The 25318-nt window shown below is 53.6% G+C and carries 18 protein-coding genes; 15 read left to right on the top strand and 3 right to left on the bottom strand.

Annotated elements, in window-relative coordinates; genetic code table 11:
* The first annotated feature begins 308 nt into the window (after positions 1 to 308).
* The 4 genes from D3P09_RS23430 (at position 309) to D3P09_RS23445 (ending at position 9736) form a co-directional block, all read left to right on the top strand.
* Positions 309 to 5882 (top strand): phosphodiester glycosidase family protein, encoded by a 5574-nt coding sequence (locus D3P09_RS23430; RefSeq protein WP_120113862.1) that lies wholly within the window; start codon positions 309 to 311, stop codon positions 5880 to 5882.
* Positions 5883 to 6079: 197 nt separating this feature from the next.
* The gene (locus D3P09_RS23435; protein WP_341538304.1) at positions 6080 to 7969 is read left to right on the top strand and encodes a CotS family spore coat protein; all 1890 of its coding nucleotides are present in this window, start codon (positions 6080 to 6082) and stop codon (positions 7967 to 7969) included.
* On the top strand, positions 7966 to 9303 hold the full coding sequence (locus D3P09_RS23440) for a glycosyltransferase family 4 protein (protein WP_120113863.1): 1338 nt from the start codon (positions 7966 to 7968) through the stop codon (positions 9301 to 9303). The genes D3P09_RS23435 and D3P09_RS23440 overlap by 4 nt, the downstream gene beginning before the upstream one ends.
* A gap of 178 nt (positions 9304 to 9481) precedes the next feature.
* Complete coding sequence (locus D3P09_RS23445; protein WP_120113864.1) at positions 9482 to 9736, top strand: hypothetical protein; 255 nt, start codon at positions 9482 to 9484, stop codon at positions 9734 to 9736.
* A gap of 317 nt (positions 9737 to 10053) precedes the next feature.
* On the opposite strand, the gene D3P09_RS27940 is transcribed toward D3P09_RS23445, so the two are convergent.
* A complete protein-coding gene (locus D3P09_RS27940; RefSeq protein WP_120113865.1) occupies positions 10054 to 10527 on the bottom strand; it encodes a PepSY domain-containing protein in 474 nt (157 codons plus the stop codon).
* A gap of 198 nt (positions 10528 to 10725) precedes the next feature.
* Here D3P09_RS27940 and D3P09_RS23455 point away from each other — a divergent pair, with 198 nt between their 5' ends.
* The 4 genes from D3P09_RS23455 to D3P09_RS23470 all read left to right on the top strand — a co-directional run bounded on the left by D3P09_RS23455 (position 10726) and on the right by D3P09_RS23470 (position 15702).
* Positions 10726 to 11469, top strand: coding sequence for a MerR family transcriptional regulator (locus D3P09_RS23455; protein WP_120113866.1), 744 nt, complete (start codon positions 10726 to 10728; stop codon positions 11467 to 11469).
* A 278-nt stretch (positions 11470 to 11747) separates the two neighbouring features.
* The gene (locus D3P09_RS23460) at positions 11748 to 12914 is read left to right on the top strand and encodes a CdaR family transcriptional regulator (RefSeq protein ID WP_120113867.1); all 1167 of its coding nucleotides are present in this window, start codon (positions 11748 to 11750) and stop codon (positions 12912 to 12914) included.
* A 180-nt stretch (positions 12915 to 13094) separates the two neighbouring features.
* Positions 13095 to 14228 (top strand): glycerate kinase, encoded by a 1134-nt coding sequence (locus D3P09_RS23465; RefSeq protein WP_120113868.1) that lies wholly within the window; start codon positions 13095 to 13097, stop codon positions 14226 to 14228.
* Positions 14229 to 14274: 46 nt separating this feature from the next.
* The gene (locus D3P09_RS23470) at positions 14275 to 15702 is read left to right on the top strand and encodes a GntP family permease (protein ID WP_207892551.1); all 1428 of its coding nucleotides are present in this window, start codon (positions 14275 to 14277) and stop codon (positions 15700 to 15702) included.
* Positions 15703 to 15883: 181 nt separating this feature from the next.
* Here the strand turns inward: D3P09_RS23470 and D3P09_RS23475 are convergent, their stop codons facing one another.
* A complete protein-coding gene (locus tag D3P09_RS23475) occupies positions 15884 to 16843 on the bottom strand; it encodes a BadF/BadG/BcrA/BcrD ATPase family protein (protein WP_243644425.1) in 960 nt (319 codons plus the stop codon).
* Between the two features lie 166 nt (positions 16844 to 17009).
* Between D3P09_RS23475 and D3P09_RS23480 the strand changes: the two genes are divergently transcribed.
* Both D3P09_RS23480 and D3P09_RS23485 read left to right on the top strand, forming a co-directional pair.
* Positions 17010 to 17507 (top strand): hypothetical protein, encoded by a 498-nt coding sequence (locus D3P09_RS23480; protein WP_120113870.1) that lies wholly within the window; start codon positions 17010 to 17012, stop codon positions 17505 to 17507.
* A 99-nt stretch (positions 17508 to 17606) separates the two neighbouring features.
* The gene (locus tag D3P09_RS23485; protein WP_120113871.1) at positions 17607 to 18458 is read left to right on the top strand and encodes a hypothetical protein; all 852 of its coding nucleotides are present in this window, start codon (positions 17607 to 17609) and stop codon (positions 18456 to 18458) included.
* 61 nt (positions 18459 to 18519) lie between these two features.
* On the opposite strand, the gene trpS is transcribed toward D3P09_RS23485, so the two are convergent.
* The gene (gene trpS / locus D3P09_RS23490; protein ID WP_120113872.1) at positions 18520 to 19506 is read right to left on the bottom strand and encodes a tryptophan--tRNA ligase; all 987 of its coding nucleotides are present in this window, start codon (positions 19504 to 19506) and stop codon (positions 18520 to 18522) included.
* A 528-nt stretch (positions 19507 to 20034) separates the two neighbouring features.
* Between trpS and D3P09_RS23495 the strand changes: the two genes are divergently transcribed.
* From D3P09_RS23495 to D3P09_RS23515, 5 genes are read left to right on the top strand one after another with little or no spacing between them, the layout of a single operon-like run.
* Entirely contained in the window at positions 20035 to 21609 is a 1575-nt protein-coding gene (locus tag D3P09_RS23495) for a spore germination protein (RefSeq protein WP_120113873.1), read from the top strand.
* A 31-nt stretch (positions 21610 to 21640) separates the two neighbouring features.
* Positions 21641 to 22840, top strand: a complete 1200-nt coding sequence (locus tag D3P09_RS23500; protein ID WP_120113874.1) for a Ger(x)C family spore germination protein — start codon at positions 21641 to 21643, stop codon at positions 22838 to 22840.
* Positions 22841 to 22844: 4 nt separating this feature from the next.
* On the top strand, positions 22845 to 23078 hold the full coding sequence (locus D3P09_RS23505; RefSeq protein ID WP_120113875.1) for a hypothetical protein: 234 nt from the start codon (positions 22845 to 22847) through the stop codon (positions 23076 to 23078).
* A gap of 18 nt (positions 23079 to 23096) precedes the next feature.
* Positions 23097 to 24218, top strand: a complete 1122-nt coding sequence (locus D3P09_RS23510) for a GerAB/ArcD/ProY family transporter (RefSeq protein WP_120113876.1) — start codon at positions 23097 to 23099, stop codon at positions 24216 to 24218.
* Positions 24196 to 25287, top strand: a complete 1092-nt coding sequence (locus D3P09_RS23515) for a GerAB/ArcD/ProY family transporter (protein WP_243644427.1) — start codon at positions 24196 to 24198, stop codon at positions 25285 to 25287. The genes D3P09_RS23510 and D3P09_RS23515 overlap by 23 nt, the downstream gene beginning before the upstream one ends.
* The last annotated feature ends 31 nt before the right edge of the window (positions 25288 to 25318 follow it).

Raw genomic sequence — 25318 nt, forward strand, 5'->3', positions numbered from 1 at the left:
AATGCGATTCCTGGAAATAGACTTCATAATGGCCGGTTCGACTATTGTCGAACCGGCTTTTTTGTTTGCCGTTATACCGGCATCATTCTTTTTTGGTCCGAGGGGATCGAACAGTCCAGCAGCGCCCGACAACCTCGATATGACGGTTCGTTGTCGATTCTATTAATCATTTGTAAAAGGGCATGAAAATGATAGGGGCTATATTAAGATAATGTTTTATTTCGTCATAAATCATTGATTGTGAAATAAAATTACAAATATAATCGCTGTGATTGCGATAAAAAAACGTAGTTTGGAGGAATGCAGCAATGAAAACACGACAGCGTGTCGCCAGTCTGATTCTGGCCGTCATGATGCTCATCTCGGTGCTGGCGCCGGCCGTATCGGCCGGAGTAATGGACCCGCCTGACACCGGATTCGGCAAAGTGATTGACGTGCGCCGGACAGAGCTGGCGCCGGGAGCGGCTTACACCTGGTATGACATGCAGACAGCAAGAGGAACACAGAAAGCTCATTTCGTAGAATTCGACCCTGCCAATGCCAATTTGGGCCTGATCGCCGGTACGAAGTCCGGCAAGGTGCGCGGTATGGAAGGCGTCACGGCAATGGCCGCTTATGCGGACCAGCCGGGCAATCGTGTAATCGCCGGCATTAACGGCGATTTTTATGAGATTAGCGGCAACGCAACAGGGGTGCCGAACGGCTTGTTCATGGGCGAAGGCCGCATTCTGAACAGTGCGGTGAGCAGCTATGCGTTCGGGTTGAAGGCGGATGGCTCATCCATCTACGGAACGCCTCAGTTGACCAAGACGGTTACGATTAATGGCACAGCTTCGCCCTTGACGCATATTAACCGTTACCGCAGCGATAATCAGCTTGTCCTTTATACGACAGATTATTATACGTCGACGATGACAGGGAATGACGGCGACGAGGTTGTGCTTGAGATCGTCGGCGGAGAAGTGAAAGATGGCTCTGCGCTTCTGCTTAAGGTTGAAGCCGTTCGCCAGAATCAAGGCAATGCGCCTCTAGCGGAAGGCAAAGCGGTATTGTCGGCATCAGGCAGCGCGCGCAGCTTGCTGGCGGGTCTGAATCCCGGAGATGAAATCTCGGCCGAGTTCGCACTGAGCGATGAGTGGAGCGACGTACAGGTGGCGATCGGGGGCATGGGGCCGCTGATCAAGGATGGCGTTGTCCAGAACGGCGTAGGCCCGGCAGGTGTCCACCCGCGGACTGCAATCGGGACCAAGGCGGATGGCTCAATCGTCCTGTTCGAGATTGACGGCAGGCAGCCGGGTTTCAGCGAAGGCGTAGAGACGGAAGAGCTTGCCGCTATGCTGGCGGATCTGGGTGTCGTGCAGGCTATGAACCTGGATGGCGGCGGTTCGTCGACGCTGGCCGCGAAGCTGCCGGGCGAAGCGGCAGTGAAAGTGATGAATACGCCGTCTGACGGCGGTGAGCGGAAGACAGGCAACAGCCTGCTGCTGGTCAATAAAGCGCCGGAGCTGGGCAGCGCGGCAAGTTTGGCCGTTCGTCCAGGCGCGGAGCGGATTCTCGCAGGCTCCTCCGTTCTGTTCACGGCGAAAGGCATTGATGCGAACGGGCATCCCGCTGCTGCGAACGGCGCTTTGGCCTGGGAAGCAGAGGCTGCGCTTGGAAGCATCACTGCGGATGGATGGTTTACAGCCGGAGAGAAGGCGGCGGAAGGAAGCATCAGCGTTCAGGCAGGGGGTGTGGCGGGATCGGCGGCGATTGAAGTGGTCGACAAGCTGACGGCACTCGCCTTCCCTGATGAATCGAAAACCTATGAATCCGGTGCAATTGAGACGATGAAGGCTATCGCGACACGCGACGGTCAAGTGATTCAAGCGAGCAATGACAGCTTTGAATGGCGAGTAGAAGGAGATATCGGGGCAATTGACGAGCGCGGCGTATTTACCGCAACAGAAAGCAACGGACAATCCGGCCGGATTATCGTTTCCTACGGCGATCTGGAGGCGGCTATGAATGTCAGCGTAGGCATCCCTCCGGTTGTGCTGGAGGATTTCGAGAACGGTCTGTCGGCCTATATGGCTGCGGGCGCAGCATTCAATAACGTCGATATTGCAGAAGAGAGCAATCCTGATTTTGTCCGCTTTGGCCATACAGCTTTGAAGCTAACGTACGATTTTACAGGCAAAACAGGAACTTCCGGTGCTTACTTGCAAGCGAAGTCGGTCGATGACCGGATTCAGGTGCCAGGCTATCCGCAGAAGATCGGCATGTGGGTATATGGCGACGGCAAGACGCATTGGCTTCGCATGCAGATGAGAGACGGCAACAATGCGGCGATTCCGCTCGACTTTACCGACCAGGTTACAGGCGTCAACTGGACGGGATGGAAATACGTCGAGGCTGCTGTCCCTACTGGCAAGTCAGAGCCGTTCACGATCGATATGCCGGTGCGCTACATGGAGACGAACAATGCGAAGAAGGACTCCGGAGTGATCTATGTCGATCAGATCCGCGCGATTTACGGTTCTACGGCGGGCGAGGATATCGAGCCTCCGGTGCTGAAGGACATTGCTCCTTCACCTAACACAACAGTTAGAAACGCTCATCCGACGATTAGCGTCATTGGCGAGGATGTCGGCTATGATCCGGTACAGCATCCGGCTACAACGCTTATTGATCCCGACAAGATCAGGGTGTATCTGGATGATCAGCCTGTCCAGCATGGCTTGTATCCGCCGAAAGGCTTGATTACCTATACACCGATCGAGCCGCTTGCCGAGGGGCGCCATAAAGTGAAGGTAGCTATTCGGGATTTGAGCGGCAACCAGACCATTAAGGAATGGTATTTTAACGTGAATATGGGTTCTCCGCAATATTTGTATGAGACACCGGAGGATGTGTTTGCAGGGGGCACATATGATATTCCAATGACGATCGAATCGGCTGCCAAGCTGAAGAGCGGCCATGCGGAATTCAAATTCGATCCTGCTATTGTCCACAAGCTTGAAGTTGTGCGAGGACAGAAGCTTGGCGAAGCCCAGCTGAGCTCGACTGTGAATGCAGAGGTGGGCACGGTCCGTCTTGACTTCGCCAATCTGCCCTCCGCTTCGTTGAAGGACAGCGATGTGGCGGCGACGATCCGGTATACGGTGAAGAGTGATGTCATCGGACCGCTTGGCCTGGAGCAGGCCAAAGGCGGAGAGGTGACGCGCAAGCATGATATCCAATTCGTATCCGGCTCCATCGTGACGGTTGAAGGAGACGGTACAGCCAAGCCGTTCTACGGTCCGCCTCTGGAGACGGTCGTCAAGAACAAGCTGAAGCTGCTGTGGAACCATGCCGATATCGCGCTGGGAGAGCCGGCGGCATTCACAATTACTGAAGGCGGCGAGCCAGTCCGCGATGCGGTTCTGCTGTTGAATGGCACAGAAGTGAAAGAAGCGGTATCGGGTGCAGAAGGGCGGCTGGTGACGGCTGATGTCACGTTGGCTGAGGGAACGTATAAGCTTCAGGCCAAGCAGGGCGACAACTATAGCCCGATTATGGCCTTTGTTGTCGCGCCTCCTGCGCATACAACTGCGCCGGTCAATATCAACGTTTCGGTGGGCGGCAATCCATCTGCTTCCAGACATGTCGCTTGGCAGACTCACCCTGATGTGAAAGCGTCCGTTGTGGAGTGGGCGGAGAAGGAAGGTTTTGCTGGATTTGAAGGAGAAGGCGTCAAGAAGACGGAGGGCGCAAGCAGTCTGTACAATACGAACAATGACGGCACTTACCGCGTGCACCGCGTTCAATTGACTGAGCTTAAGCCAGATACGGTCTACGTCTATCGTGTAGGCGATGGGGAAGGCAATATGAGCGCGCAAGGGGAATTCCATACGGCTCCAGTATCCGGAGACGGTGTGAAGTTCCTGTTCCTGGGCGATTCCCAGGCTTCCAATCAGGCGGGTTTTGATGATTGGGGCAAGTCCTTGACCAAAGCGGTAGAGCACATGCCGGATGCAGAGCTGCTTATTCATGCGGGAGATATGGTCGATCATGGCCATGAGCAGGAGCAATGGAATATGTGGTTCGGCGCCGCGCAGGAGCTGTTCTTGAAGTATACGCTGCAGACGGTGGTCGGCAACCATGAGGTAACCGGCACGAACGGCAACGGTGATTATTTGGCCCATTTCTACAATCCGCAGAACGGGGCGGATGTGGCGAAGGGCAGCAGTTATTCCTTCGATATGAAAAACGTGCATTTTGTGATGATGAATACGGAAATGTCGGAAGAAGCCTTAAAGGAGCAGGCGAAGTGGCTGGAGAAGGATCTGGCCGCAACGAAGAAGAAATGGAAGGTCATCGTCTTCCATCAAGGCCCTTACGGCAGCATCTATGCCAATACGAATGTACAGAAGCACTGGGTGCCGGTCTTCGATAAATACGGGGTCGATCTCGTGATGAACGGTCATGACCACATCTATCTGCGCACGTTCCCGATGAAAGGCGGCGAGATCGTCAAGGAAGGCGAAGGCACCCGCTATGTAGTCGGCGGTTCAACCGGACCCAAGTTTTATGCGCTCACGGAGCGTCCATGGCAAGAGCTTGTGTACGATGAGGATATAAACTTGTATACGGCAGTAGAGATTGCAGAGGATAAGATCGTCATTACGGCAACTACTGTTGATGGCGAACTGGTCGATACCTTCGAAATTGTGAAGCAAACGAAGCCGACGACGCCGCCGGTAACGCCGGGCCCTGAGCCATCGCCAGAGCCGGCGGATAAGCCGGGGCGGGTGGAAGTGAAGCCAGAGCAGTTGCAAGGCACTGCTTCGGGCGAAATCGTGATCCGCACGGATGCTTCTTTGGAAGAGCTTGTTCTGCCGGGCCATGCCGCAGAGCTGGCAGGCGCATCGGATGTTGTCGTGGAAGCGGGCAATATCCGCGTCACGCTGCCTGCCAAGTGGCTGAAGGAGTTTGCAGGCATGCTGCCGGATGAGCGGCTGGAGCAAAGCAAGATTACGCTCACGGTTGACCGCTTGGCTAAGACAGCGGCTGATTCGCTGCTTGACGCAGCGGAGGAACGGTCTGCCGCTAAGCTTGGGCTGTCGGGTGATGTGCTGACGCTGTCATTCACTGTAACGGAACCGGACGGAACCACAACGGCAGTCGGAGGGTTCCAGCATGCTGTATCCATTGCGCTGAAACCGGGCGCCCAGGCGGAGGAACGCTTGCTTGGCATGTACCGCATATCCGGTCAAGGCGAATTGATATATATGGGCAGCCGAAGCAGCGGAGGATGGCTGACGGGCTCCGTCAGCGAATCTGGGCAATATGCGCTCCTGGAATACCGCAAGACCTTCCTTGATGTGGCAATCGGACACTGGGCTGCGGGCGATATTATGGAGCTGTCGGCAAAGCATGTCATCGAAGGCGTATCGAGTGACCGATTCGCGCCGGAGAGAGAGGTGACACGTGCTGAATTTGCCGCTTTGCTTGTACGCGCAATAGGGCTGCAAGGTGAAGCATCGGCCGCTTTCAGTGATGTGGCCGCTAATGCCTGGTATGCGGATGCAGTCAATCTAGCCGTAAAAGCGGGTATCGTTAACGGTGTAGGCGACGGCTTGTTCAAGCCGGCTGCCTCCGTCTCCCGCCAAGAGATGGCGGCGATGATTGTGCGTGCCTATTCGTACCATACGAATAAGGCGGCAGAGGGCGTCGGCCAACCGCCGTTCAGCGATCTTGCATCCGCTCCACAGTGGGCGCAGCAAGCGATCGCCGCGGCGCATGAGCTGGGTCTGATGCAGGGCTTCCCGTCGCAAGCCTTCAAGCCGAATGGCTTCGGCACGCGGGCGCAAAGCGCAAGTCTGCTGCTCAATCTGCTGCAATTGCTGGATGAGAACTAAATCGAGCTGAAAGAGACTGCCCGGGTTTATGACTGCCGGGGCAGTCTCTTTTTATTTCATAGAGAAGCTTCATCCCGGCATTCACCCAAACTGCCCGCCCGCGCACAAATCTCCACTTGTATACCTATCCATTAATTTCTAGTAAACATATACATAATAGAACTTCATATTTACCGCACAGAGTGGAGGTTGCTTAGTTGGAACAGTATCAAATCGTACCCTGGGATGACATGCTGGCAGAAGAATCTTCCGGTCTGAACTTAGAGCAATACGTTCCACCCGAGCTGGAGAAGCTCGCTTATCAAGTATGCAAGTCATACAACATGGACGTCAGAGGCATGACACTGATTACCTCCAAGCCGGATAAAGGAGGAGCAATCTGGCGAATTGACACGAACCATGGAACCCGCAGTCTGAAGGTTCTTCACCGTACGCCTGCCCGAAGCTTGTTCAGTGTAGGCGCACAAGAGTATGTGGTGAAGCAAGGCGCGCGGGTTCCCGGCATTATTTTGACCAAAGACGGCAAAAACTCAGTCGTAGCCGGCGGCAAGCTGTGGATCGTGACCGATTGGATTGACACGCTGACGCCTGTCGCCAAGATCGATCTGGAAGGCGCGCAGACGCTGTGCCACGGACTGGGTGAGTTTCACAAATGGTCAAAAGGGTATGTGCCGCCGCTTGAAGCCGGGAAGTCGAGCCGCATCTTCAAGTGGGAAAGCCAATATCAGAAGATCATGACGAAGATCGGCTGGTTCCGCCATATCGCTAAGGCTTACCCGGAAGCGGCAGCCAGCTCGCAATTGCTATCGGTGCTGGACACATTCGAGAATCAGGCGAAGGAGATCTTCGCGAAGTTCCAGGCTTCGTCCTATCAGAAAATGATCCGCAAAGGAGAAGCTCATTGGGGGCTTGCTCACCAAGATTACGGCTGGTCCAACGGTCAGATGGGGCCGGAAGGCATCTGGGTCATCGATCTTGACGGCGTAGCGTTCGACCTGCCTATTCGCGATCTCCGCAAAATTATTACGAGCACGATGGACGATATGGGCATGTGGGATCTGGCATGGATTCGCGGCGTAATCGATGCGTACCATCGCGCCAATCCGCTTGACCGGGAGACGTTCGAGCTGCTGTGGATCGATATGGCGTTCCCGAATGAATTTTACAAGCATGTAAAAGAAGTGGTCTTTACTCCCGTCGAATTTATGAATACGGAGCTCGGTCCAATTCTGGATCGCGTTATCGCTACAGAAGCGAACAAGTGGGAAGTGCTGCGGGAGCTGGAGAAGGATAAAGCCAAGTATCCAGAAGGCGATTACACGGAGCTTGTCGCAGCGCCAAGCCAGCCGTACACGTACCGGGATTACGCGAAGAAGGGCCGGCGCGTGGAAGGCGGCCGTCCGCTGGAGCGGGCACGCAGCGTGTCGAACATTATCCGCCTGGTCGTGGGTCCGGATGGCAAAGGCATCCTGCTGCAGCCTGGCATGGAGCCGGGAGATGTCTGGAAAAGCAAGCGCTCGCGGAGCGATGCCGAACCGGTCTACAGCAAGCCGCCAAAGAAGCTTCGCGAAGAGAAGAAAGGACGGCGCAAGGAGAGAAAACGGAAGTCTGGAGAGCCAGCTTTTGCTCTGCCGCTAGTCGCCAAGCCAAAGAAAGAGAACGTGAAAGAGAAATTAAAAGAGAAAGTGAAAGGGAAATTGAAAGAAAAATTGAAAGAAAAATTGGCCAAAAAGGTGAAGCCAGTATCCGTGAAGCCGTCTAAGAAGAGCAAGCCTGCCAAGGCGTTGCTGCCTCTTAAGCCGAAGAGCGGCAAAGCGTCGCGTTCTTATGGAAGGCGGCCGACCGAGGAGGATATTCGCAGGCTGAGAACAGAGCCGGCCAGAAGAGCGGCCAGAAAGCTAATGGAGGCGCCAGCAAAACCGAAGGGCAAGAAAAATTCCGTTCAAGCCCCATCCTCCAAGAAGAAAAAAGGAGCTATCGGCAAAGGAACGTTCGCCGCTCGGGGAAGATCGTTTAAGAAGGCTAAAGTCAAAGCTTATATCCTCGCTTACCGGAGAAGCGATGTGTTAAGGGAGATTACGACATGAATATATTATTGATATGCACAGAGAAGCTTCCGGTGCCTAATATACGGGGCGGAGCCATTCAAACTTATATCGGTGGCGTCGTTCCTTTGCTAAGCCGCAGCCATAAAATTACCATCATCGGGCGGTCAGACCCTGAATTGCCGGATGAGGAGACGGTGAACGGCATTCGCTTCTTACGGTTTGATTCCCAGGGCGTGCTCGATATCTATATGAGCAATGTCATCCCGTATCTGGAAGCCAGCACGGAAGAGTATGATCTGATTCATATTTTCAACCGTCCCAAAATGGTGCTGCCCGTTGCTTCCGTCAAGCCGAATGCGCGTATCGTGCTGAGCATGCACAACGACATGTTCAATCCGCTGAAGCTGAACAAGGAAGAGGGAGACGCCATCGTACAGCGGGTCGAGACAATTGTAACGATCAGTAATTATATCGGTGCGGCTATCTGCAAGGACTATCCGCAGGCGGAGTCCAAAATCCGCACAATTTACTCAGGCGTCGATCTGTCGAAGTTCGCTCCGTGGAAACAGTCGCAGGCGGCGTTAAGGGACCGGGAGAGCATACGCGATCAGCATAAACTGGGCAATAAAAAGGTCATCCTGTTCGTCGGCAGACTGTCGCGGAACAAAGGACCGCATGTCCTGGTCAGAGCAATGTCGAATTTGAAGCATTCGGATGCGGTGCTGGTCATAGTAGGCGCGGCATGGTACAGCGACGACCGGATCAGTGATTATATCGCTTACCTGCGGGCGCTTGCAGAGAAGTCGCCGATCCCAGTAATGACGACTGGCTATGTGCAGGCAAGCGAGGTGCACAAGTGGTTTTGCGCGGCTGACGTCTTCGTCTGCACCTCCATCTGGGAGGAGCCGCTGGCCCGCGTTCACTACGAGGCGATGGCAGCGGGCTTGCCGCTTATTACGACGGCGAGAGGCGGCAATCCGGAGATCATCCGCGGCAACAACGGCGTCATCATTCAGAATCCGGAGGATCCAGTCGAATATGCAACCAATCTCAACAACATGCTATCCAATGTTAACAACGCTCGCCAGATGGGCTTGCACGGCCGCAAGCTGGTAGAGGACCACTTCACCTGGAACCACGTAGCGGGACAAATCCAGGAGGTCTGGGAAAATCCGCCTGCTGCTGCAGAAGTTCCAACTGAGATCATATCCGAGTTTGCAGCAGCAGAAGGCCCAACCGAGACCGTATCCGAGTCTGCCGCTGCAGAAGGCCCAACTGAGATCGTATCCGAGTCTACCGCTGCAGAAGGCCCAACCGAGACCGTATCTGAGTCTGCCGCAGTAGAAGGTCAAACTGAGACCATACCCGAGTGAGCTGCTGCCGAAAGATTAACTGAGATCATATCCGAGTGAGAAGTAGAAAACGTGTCCGAGTGACAGCAGTAGCAGAATTCGCATTCGAATCTGAGTAGCTGTTTTGTCGATCAATAAAGTGACCCCTCGCCGTTAGGCGAGGGGTTATTCGCTATCTGCTAAGATGGGGAGTGGCTAAGTGAGCCCGCGGGGCCGTCTAGTAAAGCTGCAAGCCGAGAAACTCGGCTTAGCGGTCCCGCCGGGCCGTCTAGTAAAGCTACAAGCCGAGAAAGTCGGCTTAGCGGTCCCGCCGGGCCGTCTAGTAAAGCTGCAAGCCGAGAAAGTCGGCTTAGCGGTCCCGCCGGGCCGTCTAGTAAAGCTACAAGCCGAGAAAGTCGGCTTAGCGAGCCCGCCGGGCCGTCTAGTAAAGCTGCAAGCCGAGAAAGTCGGCTAACAGAGCCCAAGCGGCCACCTCACGAAGTTGCAAGCCGAGAAAGTCGGCTTAGCGGTCCCGCCGGGCCGTCTAGTAAAGCTACAAGCCGAGAAAGTCGGCTTAGCGAGCCCGCCGGGCCATTTAGTAAAGCTGCAAGCCGAGAAAGTCGGCTAACAGAGCCCGCACAGCCGCCGAGCAAAGTTGCAAGCCGAGAAAGTCGGCTTACGGAGCCCGCGCCCGCCGCCTCACGAAGGTGCAAGCCGAAAAAGTCGGCTTACAAGCTTCTTCCAAAAGAAAAGACCCTGCTTTCCAGCAGGGTCTAAAACAACTAGATAGTCCTAGTAATCGTCGTCATCGTCGTCGTCATCGTCGTCATCATCGTCGTCATCATCGTCGTCATCATCGTCGTCATCGTCATCGTCATCATCATCATCATCATCGTCATCATCGTCGTCATCGTCGTCATCGTCGTCATCGTCGTCATCGTCATCGTCGTCGTCATCATCGTCATCGTCATCGCCATAATCGTAGTCATCATCATCGTCATCGTCGTCGTAATCGACAGAACGAACGTTTACCTCGTCGTCGTCATCGTCGTCGTCATCATCGTCATCGTCTTCTTCGTCGAGGACGAACTGCACCTCGGCGACATCCTCCCAGTTGATGGAGTTGAGAATGTCCTTGATGGCGGACTTGCTGCCGTTTTTGCCTTCGAGCGAATATTCCTTTGTGCTGCCGTTTTCGTATTCGATGACTAGCTGCGACACTTCCTTCGATTTCAGCACGCTTTTCACTTGCTTTTGAATGGACAAGAAAGGATCCCTCCGTCTGCTTCATATTTTCAAGCTAGTATATTGTATAAGCGGGCGGTATCATTGGCGTGGGTGGATGAAGCGGGGTAACCGCATGTTTTTGCTAGATTCATGTTAAGAAAAAATAAATCAAATCACATATTGACTCTCACGTTGCGTGATACTTTAAAGTAAAGCTTGCAAGGAGGCGAAGACGCTATGAAGGTAAATGAAGTTGCGAAGCTGGTGGGGATCAGTGTGCGCACACTGCATCATTATGATGAGATTGGATTGCTTATTCCCGATCAGCTCACCGAATCCGGCTACCGGATTTATTCGGAGCGGAATTTGGAACAATTGCAGCAAATTTTATTTTTTCGCGAGCTTGGCTTTCCTTTAAAAAAAATAAAGGAAATCGTCACAAGCCCGGACTTCAACCGGCTGGAGGCACTTAGGCTGCATGAGCAAATGCTGCTGGAGAAGAAGAAGCATATCGATATGTTGCTTGGAACCGTGGCGAAGACGATCCAACATGCGAAAGGAGAGGTTCAAATGTCGCATAAAGAAAAATTTCAAGGCTTTGATTTCAGCAGCAATCCGTATGAGCAGGAGGCGCGCGAGCGCTGGGGAGATAAAGCGGTCGACGAGTCGAACGCCAAAGCAAAGCAGATGAAGAAGGACGGACAAATGGAAAAGTTCCAGGAGGACATGAATCAGCTATACGCCAAGCTGGCAGAGCTTCGCCACACCGACCCGGCTTCAGAGGACGCACAGGCGGCCATCGGCGAATGGTACCGTATGCTTGGCCAGATGGGCAGTTACTCGCCGGAGGCGTTCAAAGGTCTTGGCCAAATGTATGTCGATGACCAGCGTTTTACGAAAAATATCGATAAGTTCGGAGAAGGACTCGCCGTATTCATGCGAGACGCTATGGCGATCTACGCTGACGGGCTTCAAGGCTAATGAATACCGGCTCAAACGGGCAGAAGAGGGAGATATCCCTTTTCTGCTTTTTTTGCAGCAATCGTAAAGTGACGGAGCAACACACGCACCGAGTATCGAAATGGTATGACAGCTTTCAACTGGCTCTTATCCGCTACATTTGACGCTCCAGACGTTTTGCAGGCAGGACCGCCGTAGTGTGAGGCTGGGGCTTTACTTTCCAACTTGGCAACACTACGATGTAGGGGAGCAGCATCTGCGATTGAACGCTTTAATCCTTCTTACAAACCGGAGGTCATATGCGAATCACGAGGAAGATAGCGGATACGATTGTCAAACAGACGAAGGAATTGACGCAGCTGAACATGAATGTCATGGATAAGCACGGCGTCATCATCAGCTCCAGCGACCCGAAGCGGATCGGCATGCTGCATGAGGGTGCAGTCCAGGTTGTGCGAACCGGGGATGAAGTGATGATCACGGGAGAGCAGGCGTCCAGGTGGGCCGGCAGCAAGCCCGGAATCAATATGCCCATTTATTTTCATGCGGAGGTAGTCGGAGTCATTGGCATCACCGGCCGGGAGTCGGAGGTCATTCCGTTCGGGCGCGCAGTGCGCATGATGACCGAGCTGCTGCTGCAGCAATCCTACCTGACGGAGCAGGTAGAGATGAAGGAACGGTCCAAAATGTATCTGGTGCAGGAATTGATTGCAGGGTTTGATCCGGCGGTCAAAGAGGGCCTGTATACAAGAGGCGAGCTGCTCAGCGTAAACCTGCGGCTGCAGCGTGTTCTGATGATTTTCGGGATGGACCATCTAGAGGATACCCGCGATTACGAGATTCGCTTCAAGGATGTTGCCGCGTTATTCCCGAATCCGCAGGAGACGCTTATTGTGCAGCTTAGCCGGGGACGCTGGATGGCGCTTGCGGATACGACGGTATACAAGACGGAACGACATGCGAAGCATGCGCTGCTCGATATCGCCGCCAAGCTGCAGCAGCAGCTGTCCGATTGGTTCCGCAAGGCGTCTTATGTTGCCATTGGCAGAATATGCCCGGATATTACGCTGATCAGCGACTCATTCCATGAGACGGTCAATATGCTGGAGATTGCGAGGAAAGCATCAACAGAAGGCGATATCTTTCATGTCGAGGACGCAGCGCTGGAGCTAGTCTTGTCCGAGGTGTCGGAAGCAGCGGCGCGGCAGCTGATTACGCGCGTGCTGGGCGAGCTGGTCGAGCATCCGGCGCTGATGGATACGCTGCATGCTTTTTACCGCAATAATATGAACATCAATGAGACAGCCGCCGCGCTTGGCGTTCACCGCAATACGTTATTGTACCGGCTTGACCGTGCAGCTACATTCACTGGCGTGGACCCGCGGCAGTTCCAGCAGGCCATGCGGATTCAGCTAGGTTTGATGCTTTCCAGTATTTATGCAGTCAAAGAAATAGGCAGCAATTAAATAGGGTTCTTTGTTAAAAAGACACAAGAAAGCGCTTTATATTAAGCGCTTTCTTGTTCGTTATGCACATTGTTGCAGTCGGCGCGACTCTCCTATAATGAATGGCAGATACACAAAACGAAGCATACTAAGAGCAATTCAGACGAGGATGTTAGGCTGCAAGAGGGAGGTTTTCTGGCAATGAAAATAGTGATCGCACCCGATTCCTTCAAGGGGAGTTTATCGGCCAAGGAAGCAGGATTGGCTATGGAGAGAGGCATTAGGCGGGCTTTTCCTGAAAGCGCTATCAGTGTGGTTCCGATGGCTGACGGCGGGGAAGGCACGATGGAATGCCTGATCAGCGCGACAGACGGCAAGTTCGTTGCTCAGAAGGTCCTGAATCCAGTAGGGAGGGAGATCGAGTCCGGATTCGGCATTCTCGGCAACGGCACAACCTGCATTATTGAGATGGCGATGTCGTCCGGGCTGTATCTGATTGAGCATCATGAACGCAATCCGATGCGCACTACGACTTACGGATTCGGCCAACTGATTGCAGCCGCGCTGGATCAAGGCTGCCGGGAATTTATATTGGCTGTTGGGGGCAGTGCGACTAACGACGGAGGAGCCGGCATGCTGCAAGCTCTGGGGGTAAAGCTGCTCGGAGTGGATGGAGAAGAGATCGGCTTCGGAGGCGGAGAGCTATTGAGGCTCCATAGTATCCAGACGGATGGCATGGATCCAAGGCTTGGCGAATGCGAGTTCATCATTGCTTGTGATGTAGACAATCCGTTGATTGGTCCGAGGGGCGCATCAGCAGTGTTCGGGCCGCAAAAGGGCGCTACGCCGGAGATGATCAATCAGCTCGACGAGAACTTGAAGCAGTTCGCCGATGTGATTGAACAGGCGCTGGGAACGGCCATTCATCATATCCCCGGAACAGGCGCAGCCGGGGGATTGGCTGGAGGCATTCTGGCCTTCTTGAACGGGAAGCTGGAGTCCGGCGTATCCATTGTAGCTCGTGTGACCGGGCTGGAGGAGGCTATGGCGGGGGCTGATTTGGTATTGACTGGCGAGGGGCGGGTCGACTTTCAGACCATTGGGGGCAAGACGCCTTACGGTGTCGCCAAGCTTGCGCAATCCTGCGGCGTGCCTGCGATCCTATTGGCTGGTTCGGTAGGAGATGGCATCGACGCCCTGTACGAGCATGGCGTGACAGCGGTGCTGAGCATCGTGAACAAGCCTATGACATTGGAGGAGGCGATGGGGCAGACAGGCCCGCTGCTTGAGGCTGCAGCCGAGCAAGTAATTCGAATCATTCATACGAGAGCTTAGGAGGATGGCTATGGATCTTAGCGCAGAAGTGATTCAGTTGGGTCCCATCATATTAGGTCTGCTGTTCGTTTGTATTATCTTTATCGTGTTTGCGACAGCGAAGTGGAAGCTTCATCCCTTCCTGTCGATTATTGCTGCAACTTATTTGCTGGCGCTGGGCACGAATTTGATAGGCAAGCTGTCGGGCCATTCCGCTCCGATTATCGCGGATATCGGCTCCACCATCACCTCCGGCTTTGGCAGCATTATTGCCAGCATTGGACTTGTCATTATTTTCGGCACGATTATCGGCAAGGTGCTGGAGAAAACAGGCGCCGCGATCAAAATGGCCGAGGTGGTCCTGAGGCTGCTTGGCGATCGCCACCCCGCAATTGCGATGTCGATCATTGGCTGGATTGTATCGCTCCCGGTATTTTGCGATTCCGGCTACGTCATTCTTTCTTCGCTAAAAAAATCATTGGCCAAGCGCACAGGCGTCAGCATTGTGACTCTTTCCGTAGCCTTGTCCACCGGTCTGTACGCGACGCATACGCTTGTTCCTCCGACACCAGGCCCTATTGCGGCAGCGTCCAATGTCGGCATTGGCCCCGCGGGCTTGTTCTGGGTCATTGTAGTCGGCATTATCGTTTCTATTCCTGTTGCATTGGCGGGTCATATCTGGGCGCGGACAGCGGCGAGCAAGCTGCCTTCCACGCTGGAAGAAGCTACGGAGACTTTCGAGGAATACAAAGAGAAATTCGGCAAGCTGCCATCCGCATGGGCGGCATTCGGACCGATTATCGTTCCGATTGCTCTGCTTGCAGCGGCATCGATTGCGAATCTGCCAATCGGCACGGATGCGGACGGCAACCAGCAGCTGCTGGCAAGCGGATTCGCTCATACGCTGCTCACGTTCCTCGGGGCTCCGGTAAATGCGCTGTTCATCGGCGTGCTGCTCGCAATCTTTACACTGCTGCCGAAGCGCGATGAGGAAAACTTGACGAAGCTGATGGGAGCGGGTCTGGTCGATGCGGCTATCATCATCATGATTACCGGCGCAGGCGGGGCTCTTGGATCGGTCATTAAAGCGACTCCGATCGCCGACTATGTGAAGTCGCTGGTCGCGGACAATACGGCGTTCATCGGAGTAGGCGCTTTGCTGCTGGCGTTTGTGATCGCTGCGATATTGAAAACGGCGCAAGGCAGCACGACGGCCGCCCTCATTATAACGTCAACGATCATGTTCCCGCTGATGCCTTCTCTTGGATTGATGGAGATGATGGGTTCGGTCCCGATCGGACAAATCCTGACGGTTATGGCGATAGGCGCAGGCTCGATGGCAGTCAGCCATGTCAACGATTCGTACTTCTGGGTGGTGTCGCAGTTCTCCGGCATGAACTTGAAGACGGCGTACAAGGCGCAAACCATGGCAACGCTGGTTCAAGGCATCACAGGCATTATCGTCGTATGTATCTTGGGCGCTATTTTCCTGTAAGAGATAGGTGTGGGGGCGAAGGGGCCACGAACCCAAGCCGATGAGACCGACTAAAATGTACGAAAAGCAAAGAAGCCAAGGAACGATTCCTTGGCTTCTTTGTGTTCATCCTATTACGCGACCAATATCTGGATGGAGCGTATAAAGGAAGAAGGATCAGCAGGAAAAAAGTCGGTCGAACCTACTGAATGACGAGAAGCGAAGCTTCTGGCGCAGCTGCTCCGAGCTTCTGATAAGCCAGCAATACTGCGCCTGCGACAGGTGAAAGTGCAGGCTCAACTGCCAGATATCGTTTGTTGCTGCCTTGCGCCAGCTGCTCAGACAGCCGGCTGGACACATAGCCGCTGCGGATGACACTGCCGATATAAGCGACTTCTACAGTCTCGCTTTCGAAGGACGCGCCGATCATCTCGATGCCGGTCTTAAGCTGATGAATAGCCCGATCGCAGACATCAACGGCGATGGTACTGCCCCTTTGTGCAGCTTCCGTTACGAAAGGCGCGAATTGCCCAAAATGCTTGTCTCTCTCCTTGTTGTCGGCCTGGAAGCCTTGGCGGCCAATTGCAGCCAATGCACGAAGATCCGCTGCATTCCAGTGGTTAAGCATGGATTCGACTAAGGCTCTATCCGAAGCGGCAGCATGACCGGCAAGCACTTCATATACGGCATCATAAGCCAGAAAGCGTGCAGCGCTGTGCGCATAGTGATGAAAGTCGTAATTGCGGATGTGCTCATGGGACCCGGTAATTCCGAGGATGATTGATCCGGTGCCGGAGATGGCTACTATGCCGGGCTTAGCCTCTAATGCGCCAGCATGCGCCGCGACCGCATCGTTCATATGCAGCTTAGGGCAATGCAGCCCAGGCAGCGCTGTCAGCTCCGCTACCCAGCCCAGATCCTCGGGCTTGTCATACCCGGCAATACCCGCAGCAACACAGCGCACTTCTTCCGGGCGTATAGCTGCGGCCGCCAGAGCTTCGGCGATGCTGTGTCGAACGTTCTGAGCCGCGTTAGAATCCTTATATATGGATGCAGCGCGCGGGCTGTCCACATAAGCCAGCTGGCGTCCCGCCAGATCGCATACCAGCACTCGAGTATGCGTGCCGCCTCCATCAATGCCGATAACTGCCGGCTTACTCATATGCAGCAGTGACCCCCTTGATTGGCGAGAAACGAGTCTCTCGCTTCTAATTGTCATTTAATAGGGCAATCATAACATAATTTGGATGACGGATTATATCATTTTTGTCTAGCAAATGGAGGGCACACGTCAGTTCGGGTTGTCCGCCATAAGGAGGGAACAAGATATGAAAAATATGAAACGAATGCTGTCCTTTGTCATTGCCATCTCTATGCTGCTGGCGGCTTGCTCAGGACCTTCCTCAGAGGAGCAGGATGCCAAGCAGCTCGTTACGGATTATAAAAAAGCGATGCTGGAAGTGAAGGATTACCGGGAAATCAAGCTGGATGACGATTCCTTCTACACGGATAAGGAGAATAAGATCAAAGCTTTTTTCACGGAGAAAGGCTCCAAAGTGCTCGTAAACCGGGAATTTATGCTGTATATAGTGAACGCCGCCAGGAATAAGCACAACTTGGAAATGGGAGAGGTCCAATTAAGATCCATGAAAGAGGAAAGCGACGTATACGATTATGAATACTTGATCCCGGTACGTGTTAAGGACGAAGCCGGCAAGCTGCTGGAGGAGCTGGAGTACAAGGGGCAGGTGAAGCTGACAAAAGAAAACGGACGATTGCTCATCGACCGAGAATGGAGCAGACCCATGAAGCCGTTGCTTTGGTAAGGAGGGGTGTGTTCCGCCTGTAGGGCTTGCCGTCAATCTCTTGTAACCATCGACCGTTTAAAGACGTCTATAAGAAAAAGGGAATCGGGAGGTACGGTGATGACAAGAGAGGGGCATCGGGCGCTCAGCAGAGCGGAATTGCTGATTGCGGCGGCCATCCTTGCGATGGTCATAGCGGGCTGCCAGAAGGGAACGCCGAATCTTGCGGCAGAGGAGGGCTCGCCGGAGCCGTCGCCGCTTACAACTCCGATAACGTTCCAGATCGACGCTTCCACGCAAAGTCCCTCTTCAGAGGAAGCCCTCTCTGAAGAGCCGCTGCTGATTGACGGCCAGCCGGAGAACGAGCCTGAACGGCCGCACTGGCTGCGCGATGCGGCGTATGAGAATGAGTATGCGTCTATTCTGCATCAGCTCGAATACGAGACATTGATGATATTGTCGCAGGCGGCGGAGAAGCGGTTCGCCAACAAGGATGAGGCTCCTTCGTTCGAAGAGCTCCGCAAGGAATTGCTCAAGTACAATGCCGAGCAGAGACTGGACCCGTGGCAAACGATATATGAAAATGATCCCGGCTGGCTGCTCGAGCCAAGCGAGCTTCTATACGCTGTCAATATGTATGAACCAAGCCTGGAGCTGTCGAGGGACGACGAGGATAAAGTAAGGCTAAGCTTCAAGACATATGGCCAAGACTATCAGGAGCACACCGTATCCAGACATATGGAGATTGAGCTGCTGCGCTCCGGGGAGAGCTGGCGAATCGGCGACATTAAGAGCCGCACGGCGGAATATGCGTTTGCGAAGGAAGATGCGGAGCACATACTGACAAGTGCGAATGAGTATATCCAGTATATCGGAGATGATGAGACGCACTATCTCTTTCAGGATGAACAGGGTCAGCCTTATGTATTCCATAAGAAACACGGCTATTATACAAAGCCGGACAATATCTAAAGGTTTACTGGCGCGAAGAAAGGGCTCCCGCAGGGGAGCCCTTTCTTCGCGTACAGCGAGCTTAGAACGTCAACAAGCCCATTGCGCGCTTGGCCGCGTCCAGTGTCTTGTGAGCTTCCTCGGACGCTTTGCGCGCGCCTTCCTTGAGGATGCGGTCCAGCTCCTCGGAGCCCACCAGCTCATGGTATCTTTCTTGAAGCGGAGCAAGCTTGTCGATGACCACTTCGGCCAGCTCCTTCTTGAACGTGCCGTAGCCTTGGCCTTCATAACGCTTCTCGACAGCCGGAATTTCTTCGCCGGAGAAGACGGAATAGATCTCGATCAGATTGCTGACGGCCGGCTTGTTGTCCCAGTCGTAGCGGACGCTCATGTCGGAGTCCGTCACAGCTCTAGAGAACTTCTTGCGGATCGCAGCCGGCGTGTCCAGCAGAAGGACGTAGCTGCTTTGGTTCGGATTGCTTTTGCTCATTTTTTTCGATGGATCGTCGAGGCCCATAACCCGCGCGCCGACATCCTGAATGACCGGCTCCGGCAGAATAAAGGTTTCGCCGAACCGATTGTTGAAGCGGGATGCAAGATCGCGCGTCAGCTCCAGATGCTGCTTCTGGTCCTCGCCTACCGGCACATGCGTCGCCTGATAGAGAAGAATGTCAGCGGCCATCAGCGCCGGGTATGTGAACAGGGCGGAGCTGACAGCGTCCTTGCCGTCGGATTTCTCCTTGAATTGCGTCATGCGGCTCATCTCGCCGAAGTATGCCTGCGTCTCCATAATCCATCCCAGCTCAGCGTGGGCCGGCACATGCGACTGCATGAAGATAGTGTTGCGCTCAGGATCTACGCCTGCGGCAATATAGAGCGCCGCAATCTGGCGGGAACGCTCGCGCAGCTCCTTAGGATCCTGCGGTACGGTAATGGCGTGCAGATCCGGCACAAAGAAGTAGCCCTCATATTCCTCCTGAAGCTTCACGAATTGCTGCAAGGCGCCGACATATCCGCCGATGTTAAGGTCGCCGCTTGGTTTGATGCCGGACAAGATGCGTTTGCTCATTGTGCATTCCTCTTTTCTCCAATAGTGTACTTCCAGCTTGGGGAACTTAAAGGCAATAAAAAAACGCCCGTCCCCCTGCAAGGGACGAAGCGTAAACTCCGCGATACCACCCGAATTCGACCATAGGCCGCTCTTAGCCATGAACGGAGCAATAAGCGCGCTGCCGCGTCCCTTGCATACTTTCGATCATGTCTCCCTGGATAACGGGGGGAGAGACCGTCAAAGCCTACTGTCATAGGCCTCTGCGAGGCCTGCAAGTTCGGTTTGAAGCGATGGGATCCATTCGCCGATTGCGGATGCGCCGGACCTTTCACCAGTCGCCGGCTCGCTAAGGCATACGCTCTAAGATCGGTTACTACTTCCCATCATGGCTGTAGCTGTATGTTTCAAGTATTGATTATAAGAATAGCCCGAAAAGAGGGTAGAGTCAAGCGGGCGGAATAAGCTTGCGAGCTTGAGGAAAATGTCTAAAATTGTCTAATGATGTTCATAATGGATGAATATCATCCAACCCCGAAGGTGGTCAATATGAAGGAGACAAAGGGTAAGAAAACGCCGCCTGCTCAAGCTAACTCTCAGGATCAGGCCATCAAGACCAAGCCGATTATGCCCAGCCTTCAAGACAATCTGGAGCTGATTCGAAGCCAGCTAGGGAATAGCAGCGATATCGTGATAAGAGAGCTGAGTTATCCAGGCGGAGACGGACTTGCGCTGGCGGTTGTCTACACGGACGGTCTGGCGGACAAGCAATCTGTCTCCGAATTTATTCTGGAATCGGCTATGCTGCGTGACCAGATGACTCGCGGAGAAGGGGGAGATGCGGTTCGAGTCAGTCCGCAGACACTGGTCAACCAAGTGCTGTCTATAAGCGATACAAGAGACGTTCCCAATTATGGAAGTCTGTTCAATGCCTTGTTATCCGGAGAGACGATTGTCTTGGTAGACGGCTACGCTTCAGCGATTGCGGCTGGAACTAGAGGCTGGCGTGACCGCGGCATTAACGAGACGTTGACGGAGACCGTTGTCAGAGGCCCGAAGGAAGCTTTCACGGAGACGCTGCGTACAAATACCGCCATGATCCGCCGGAAAATCAAGGATCCCAACCTATGGCTGGAAACCCGCCAGATTGGACGGGTCACAGAGACGGATGTAGCCATCATGTTCATCAAAGGCATCGCGGACGACAAAGTGGTGGAGGAAGTGCGCCAGCGGCTGGATCGTATCGATATCGACGGCATTCTGGAGAGCGGATATATCGAAGAGCTGATTCAGGATGAGACCTACACGCCTTTCCCAACTGTCTATAACAGCGAACGGCCCGATGTGGTCGCTGCGGAGCTGCTTGAAGGCAAAATAGCGATCTTGGTGGACGGGACGCCTATGGTGCTTATTGTGCCTGCGCTGTTCGTATCCTTCCTTCATGCTGCCGAAGATTATTACCACCGGTTCGATATCAGCACCTTGATTCGAATATTGCGGTACATCGGCGTATTTATCGCGCTGTTCGGTCCGTCACTCTATGTTGCCATTACGACCTATCATCAAGAGATGCTGCCCACGCAGCTGCTTTACAGCCTTGCGGCACAGCGGGAAGGCATTCCGTTCCCGGCTTTTATCGAGGCTATCATGATGGAAGTGGCCTTCGAAATTTTGCGGGAAGCGGGCCTTCGCATGCCGCGCACGATTGGCCCGGCGGTCTCGATCGTCGGAACCTTGGTGATCGGGCAGGCAGCGGTTGAAGCGGGCATTATATCGGCGGCTATGGTTATTGTGGTATCCACAACGGCGATTGCCAGCTTTGTCTTTCCATCGTACAGCCTGGCTAATACAATGCGGATGCTGCGTTTTCCGCTGATGGGGCTTGCCGCCACCTTTGGATTATACGGCATCATTATCGGCACCTTTGCCATCGTGTTGCATGTGAGCAGCTTGCGCTCCTTTGGCGTGCCGTATATGAGTCCCTTTGCCCCTCTTATTCTAAGCGACCAGAAGGACGCAATCTTCCGGATCCCCCACTGGGCGCAATTTGCCCGGCCTAGGCTCATTAACCGGAACAACAGGAAGCGGCAGCAAAAGCCGTCATCCGCGAAGCCCAAGCCGTAGGGCCAGAATCTGACGGAAGGAGAATATTGCGATGGCACGGAAAGCCGCATGGCTCTTTATCTTTCTTCTCATGTTATCTCCAATTCTTTCGGGATGCTGGAACCGGCGCGAACTGAACGATTTGGCGATTGTGGCTGCAGTAGGCATCGACAAGGCCAAGGACAAGTACTTGGTCACGGTGCAGGTGGTCGACCCGGGCGAGGTCGCCTCGCGCCGCGGAAGCGCCGGGCAATCGCCAGTGTCCACTTATCATGCGGTCGGCGGCACGGTATTTGAGGCAATCCGCAAGATGACGACATCGACTCCGCGCAAGCTGTACTTCTCTCATCTGCGCATTTTTGTCATTGGAGAAGAACTGGCCCGCCAAGGCATGGGCGAAGTGCTGGATTTGCTGTCCAGGGACCAGGAAGGGCGAACGGATTTCTATATTACCGTCGCCAAAGATACGACGGCCCAGGCGGTACTGAATGTCTTGACGCCGCTCGAGAAAATTCCGGCATCCAAGCTGTATGCCTCGCTGGAAGTGTCGGCCAAGTCATGGGCGCCGACGGTTGCTGTACAGCTGGATGAGCTGATTACCAATATTGTAGACCCCGGAATTCAGGCCACGCTGACAGGCGTTACAATCCGTGGAGACCTTGAAGCAGGAAACAAGAAAAAAAATCTGGAAAGTCCAGATGTGCCCACCCGTATCCAGTATAAAGGAATAGCTATATTCAGAGGCGACAAGCTGGTTGGCTGGATGAATGAAGAAGAGAGCAAAGGATACAGCAATATTACGGACCAGCTGCACAGTACCGTAGTCGAGACGGCTTGTCCTAACGGCGGAAAGATGGCTGTGGAGGTTATTCGGTCCAAGACGTCGATTAAAGCGAAGATTCGGGACGGGAAGCCTGAGGCCGAGGTCATCATGCATACGGAAGCGAACGTGGCTGATGTCGAATGCAAGATCAAGCTGACGAAATCCAGTACATTGTATGAGCTTGAGAATGCCGCAGGGGCTGCTATGCAGAAGCATGCGGAGCATGCCATAGTGAAGGCTCAGAGGCTGAAATGCGATGTGTTCGGATTCGGCGATGCCATTCATCGGGCTGCGCCAGGCTATTGGAAGCATAACAAGGACAATTGGGATGAGCAATTCGCCAAGATGCCCATACGATTCAAAGTTAATGTGAAAATCAGACGAATCGGAACAATCGGGGAATCCATTATGAACGATCTGAAGGAGTAAGGCTATGGTTGCCATTGCGGGTATCGTACTGACGGCGGTCCTTATTGCGATGCTGGAAGTGCCAGCTATGAGGAAGAGGCGGCTGAAGAAGGAGCTGTTCCTGTTCTTTGCCATATTGCTGCTTGCTGCTGGCATAGGAATCGCTCAGAGCCTGCACATTACCCTGCCTAATCCGCTGGATTGGGTCGCCGCAGTATACGGACCTATCGGGCGGCTGGTGGATAGCGCGCTGAAATAACAGGGAGAAGCGATAAATATGAATGAGAGGATCAGCGGCAGGCAGTTTGCTTTAATGGCCGCGTATGTTGCAATTGGTGATTCGATGCTTGTGCTGCCATCCATTCCGATCAACGATGCACAACAGAACGCCTGGATATCCGCTCTTGTCGGGCTGGCTGCAGGCATGATGGTGGTATGGCTGCTAAGCGCGGCAGGCAGGCTGTACCCCCATCTGACGCTCGTGCAAGCAGCGGAGCAGCTGCTGGGGAAGTGGATCGGCAAGGCGGTCTCCGCCCTGTTTGTTGCCTATTTGTTCCTGTCCATCGGCGCGCATACCCGGGAGATCGGGGACTTCCTGACGACGCAGATGATGCCGGAGACGCCGATTCAAGCGATACATATTATGTACGCAGGCATTCTGGCTATGGCGGCGAGGCTGGGACTGGAGACAATAGCGCGGACAGGGGAGTTTTTCTTTTCGTTCTTTATAGTGTTCCTTGCCGCTTTTATTCTGTTCCTCATTCCCGATATCAAGCTGAACAATCTGCTGCCTGTGCTGGACGGAGGCATAAAGCCCATTCTGCGGGGCTCGATTACGATGACGGCTTATCCGTTCATGGAGCTGGCTGTACTGCTGATGGCGATACCGGCCGTGCGGAAACCGCAAGCCATACACGCCAATTTTATGAGGGGGGCATTCATGGGCGGAGCTGTCGTTCTATTGATCATCTTATTGTCCATACTCGTGCTAGGCCCTGATTATGCGACAAGAAGCATCTACCCGAGCTATGCCCTTGCGAAAAAAATCAATGTCGGAAGGTTTTTTCAGCGGCTGGAAGTGATATTGGCGTTTATGTGGCTGCTGACTTCTTTTATTAAATCGGCTATCTTTTTCAAAGTGCTGCAGACTGCGATCGCTCAGACAGCGGGCTTGCGCACAGAGAAGAGGTTGGAGCTTCCGCTTGGCATGCTGGTCGTGTGCTTCTCCTTGATCATCTCGTCGAACATTATCGACTTCCATGAAGCGGACCATTATTGGCCTTATATGGACATGACATTCAGCGTGATTCTGTCGCTTGTGCTGCTTGCTGCATATGCGATTCGCCGAGCGGCTCGCAGGAAGGGGACCACCGGAAGTGGGAACAAAGGAAAAGATTAGCCCGAGACAATTCGCGATTCTCGTCATTCTCTGCGCGATCGGCACACCCATTCTGATCATTCCTGCAACGCTGACTTCCATTGCGAAGCAGGATGGCTGGATAGCTGCTTGTCTTGGCATTGCGATTAGCCTTGTGCTTGTCAGACTGTATATCGCGGTTGGAAATCTGCAAAGCGAGAAGTCACTATTTGCTGTAATTGAGCACGTGCTGGGAAGCTGGCTGGGCAAAGCGGTAAATCTCGCCATTGTATTTTTTTGCCTCGTTACCGCGTCTGAGGTGCTTTATTTCATCGGGAATTTTATGACGACTCAGATCATGCAGACGACACCCATGCAGGCGATTAACATATTGTTCGCTATTGTGGTCATGATGGGTATGCGACTGGGCATCGAGTCGCTGGCTCGCTCTGCAGAATTGCTTTTTCCCGTATTTGTGCTGCTGATCCTTGTATTGGCCGTATTTACAACCCCGCAGATTCATCTTGAACGCCTGCAGCCGGTAATGGAGACGAATATGAAGAGTATGGCCTGGGCCACGATGTATTTTATTGGCACCTTTTCGCTCACTTCATTTTTGCTGCTAACGGTATTTCCGTCAGATATGGATTCGCCGCAGGCGGCAAGCAAGGGCTTTTATCGGGGTATGCTTATAGCGGGCTTGGTGCTTGTGGTTATTATTGTGTTGTCCATTACGGTATTGGGCACCGATATGACAGCCAGGCAGACCTACCCTAGCTATGCACTTGCCAAAAAAATAAATGTCGGCCATTTCCTGCAGCGAATCGAGATTGTCATGGCGATCATGTGGTTTATTACGATTTTTTACCGGATGGCCTTTTATGTGTACGGTGCCTTGCTGGGGATGAAGCAATTGTTCCATTTGAAAGATTACCGCCCCCTTGTATGGCCTGTGGGGATGCTGCTTGTTGCGCTGTCTATGCTGGTGCATCCGAATGTTATGCATAGCGAGGAATACAACAGAAGCGTATGGGTGCCGTTTGTTTCGACCTATGGCCTGTATCTGCCTATCTTGTTGCTGATCGTTCACGCCATAAGGCGAAAGAAATAAATACAACACAAAATCACATTCATTTTTACCA

The organism is Paenibacillus pinisoli, from assembly GCF_003605435.1.
GTDB lineage: Bacteria > Bacillota > Bacilli > Paenibacillales > Paenibacillaceae > Pristimantibacillus > Pristimantibacillus pinisoli.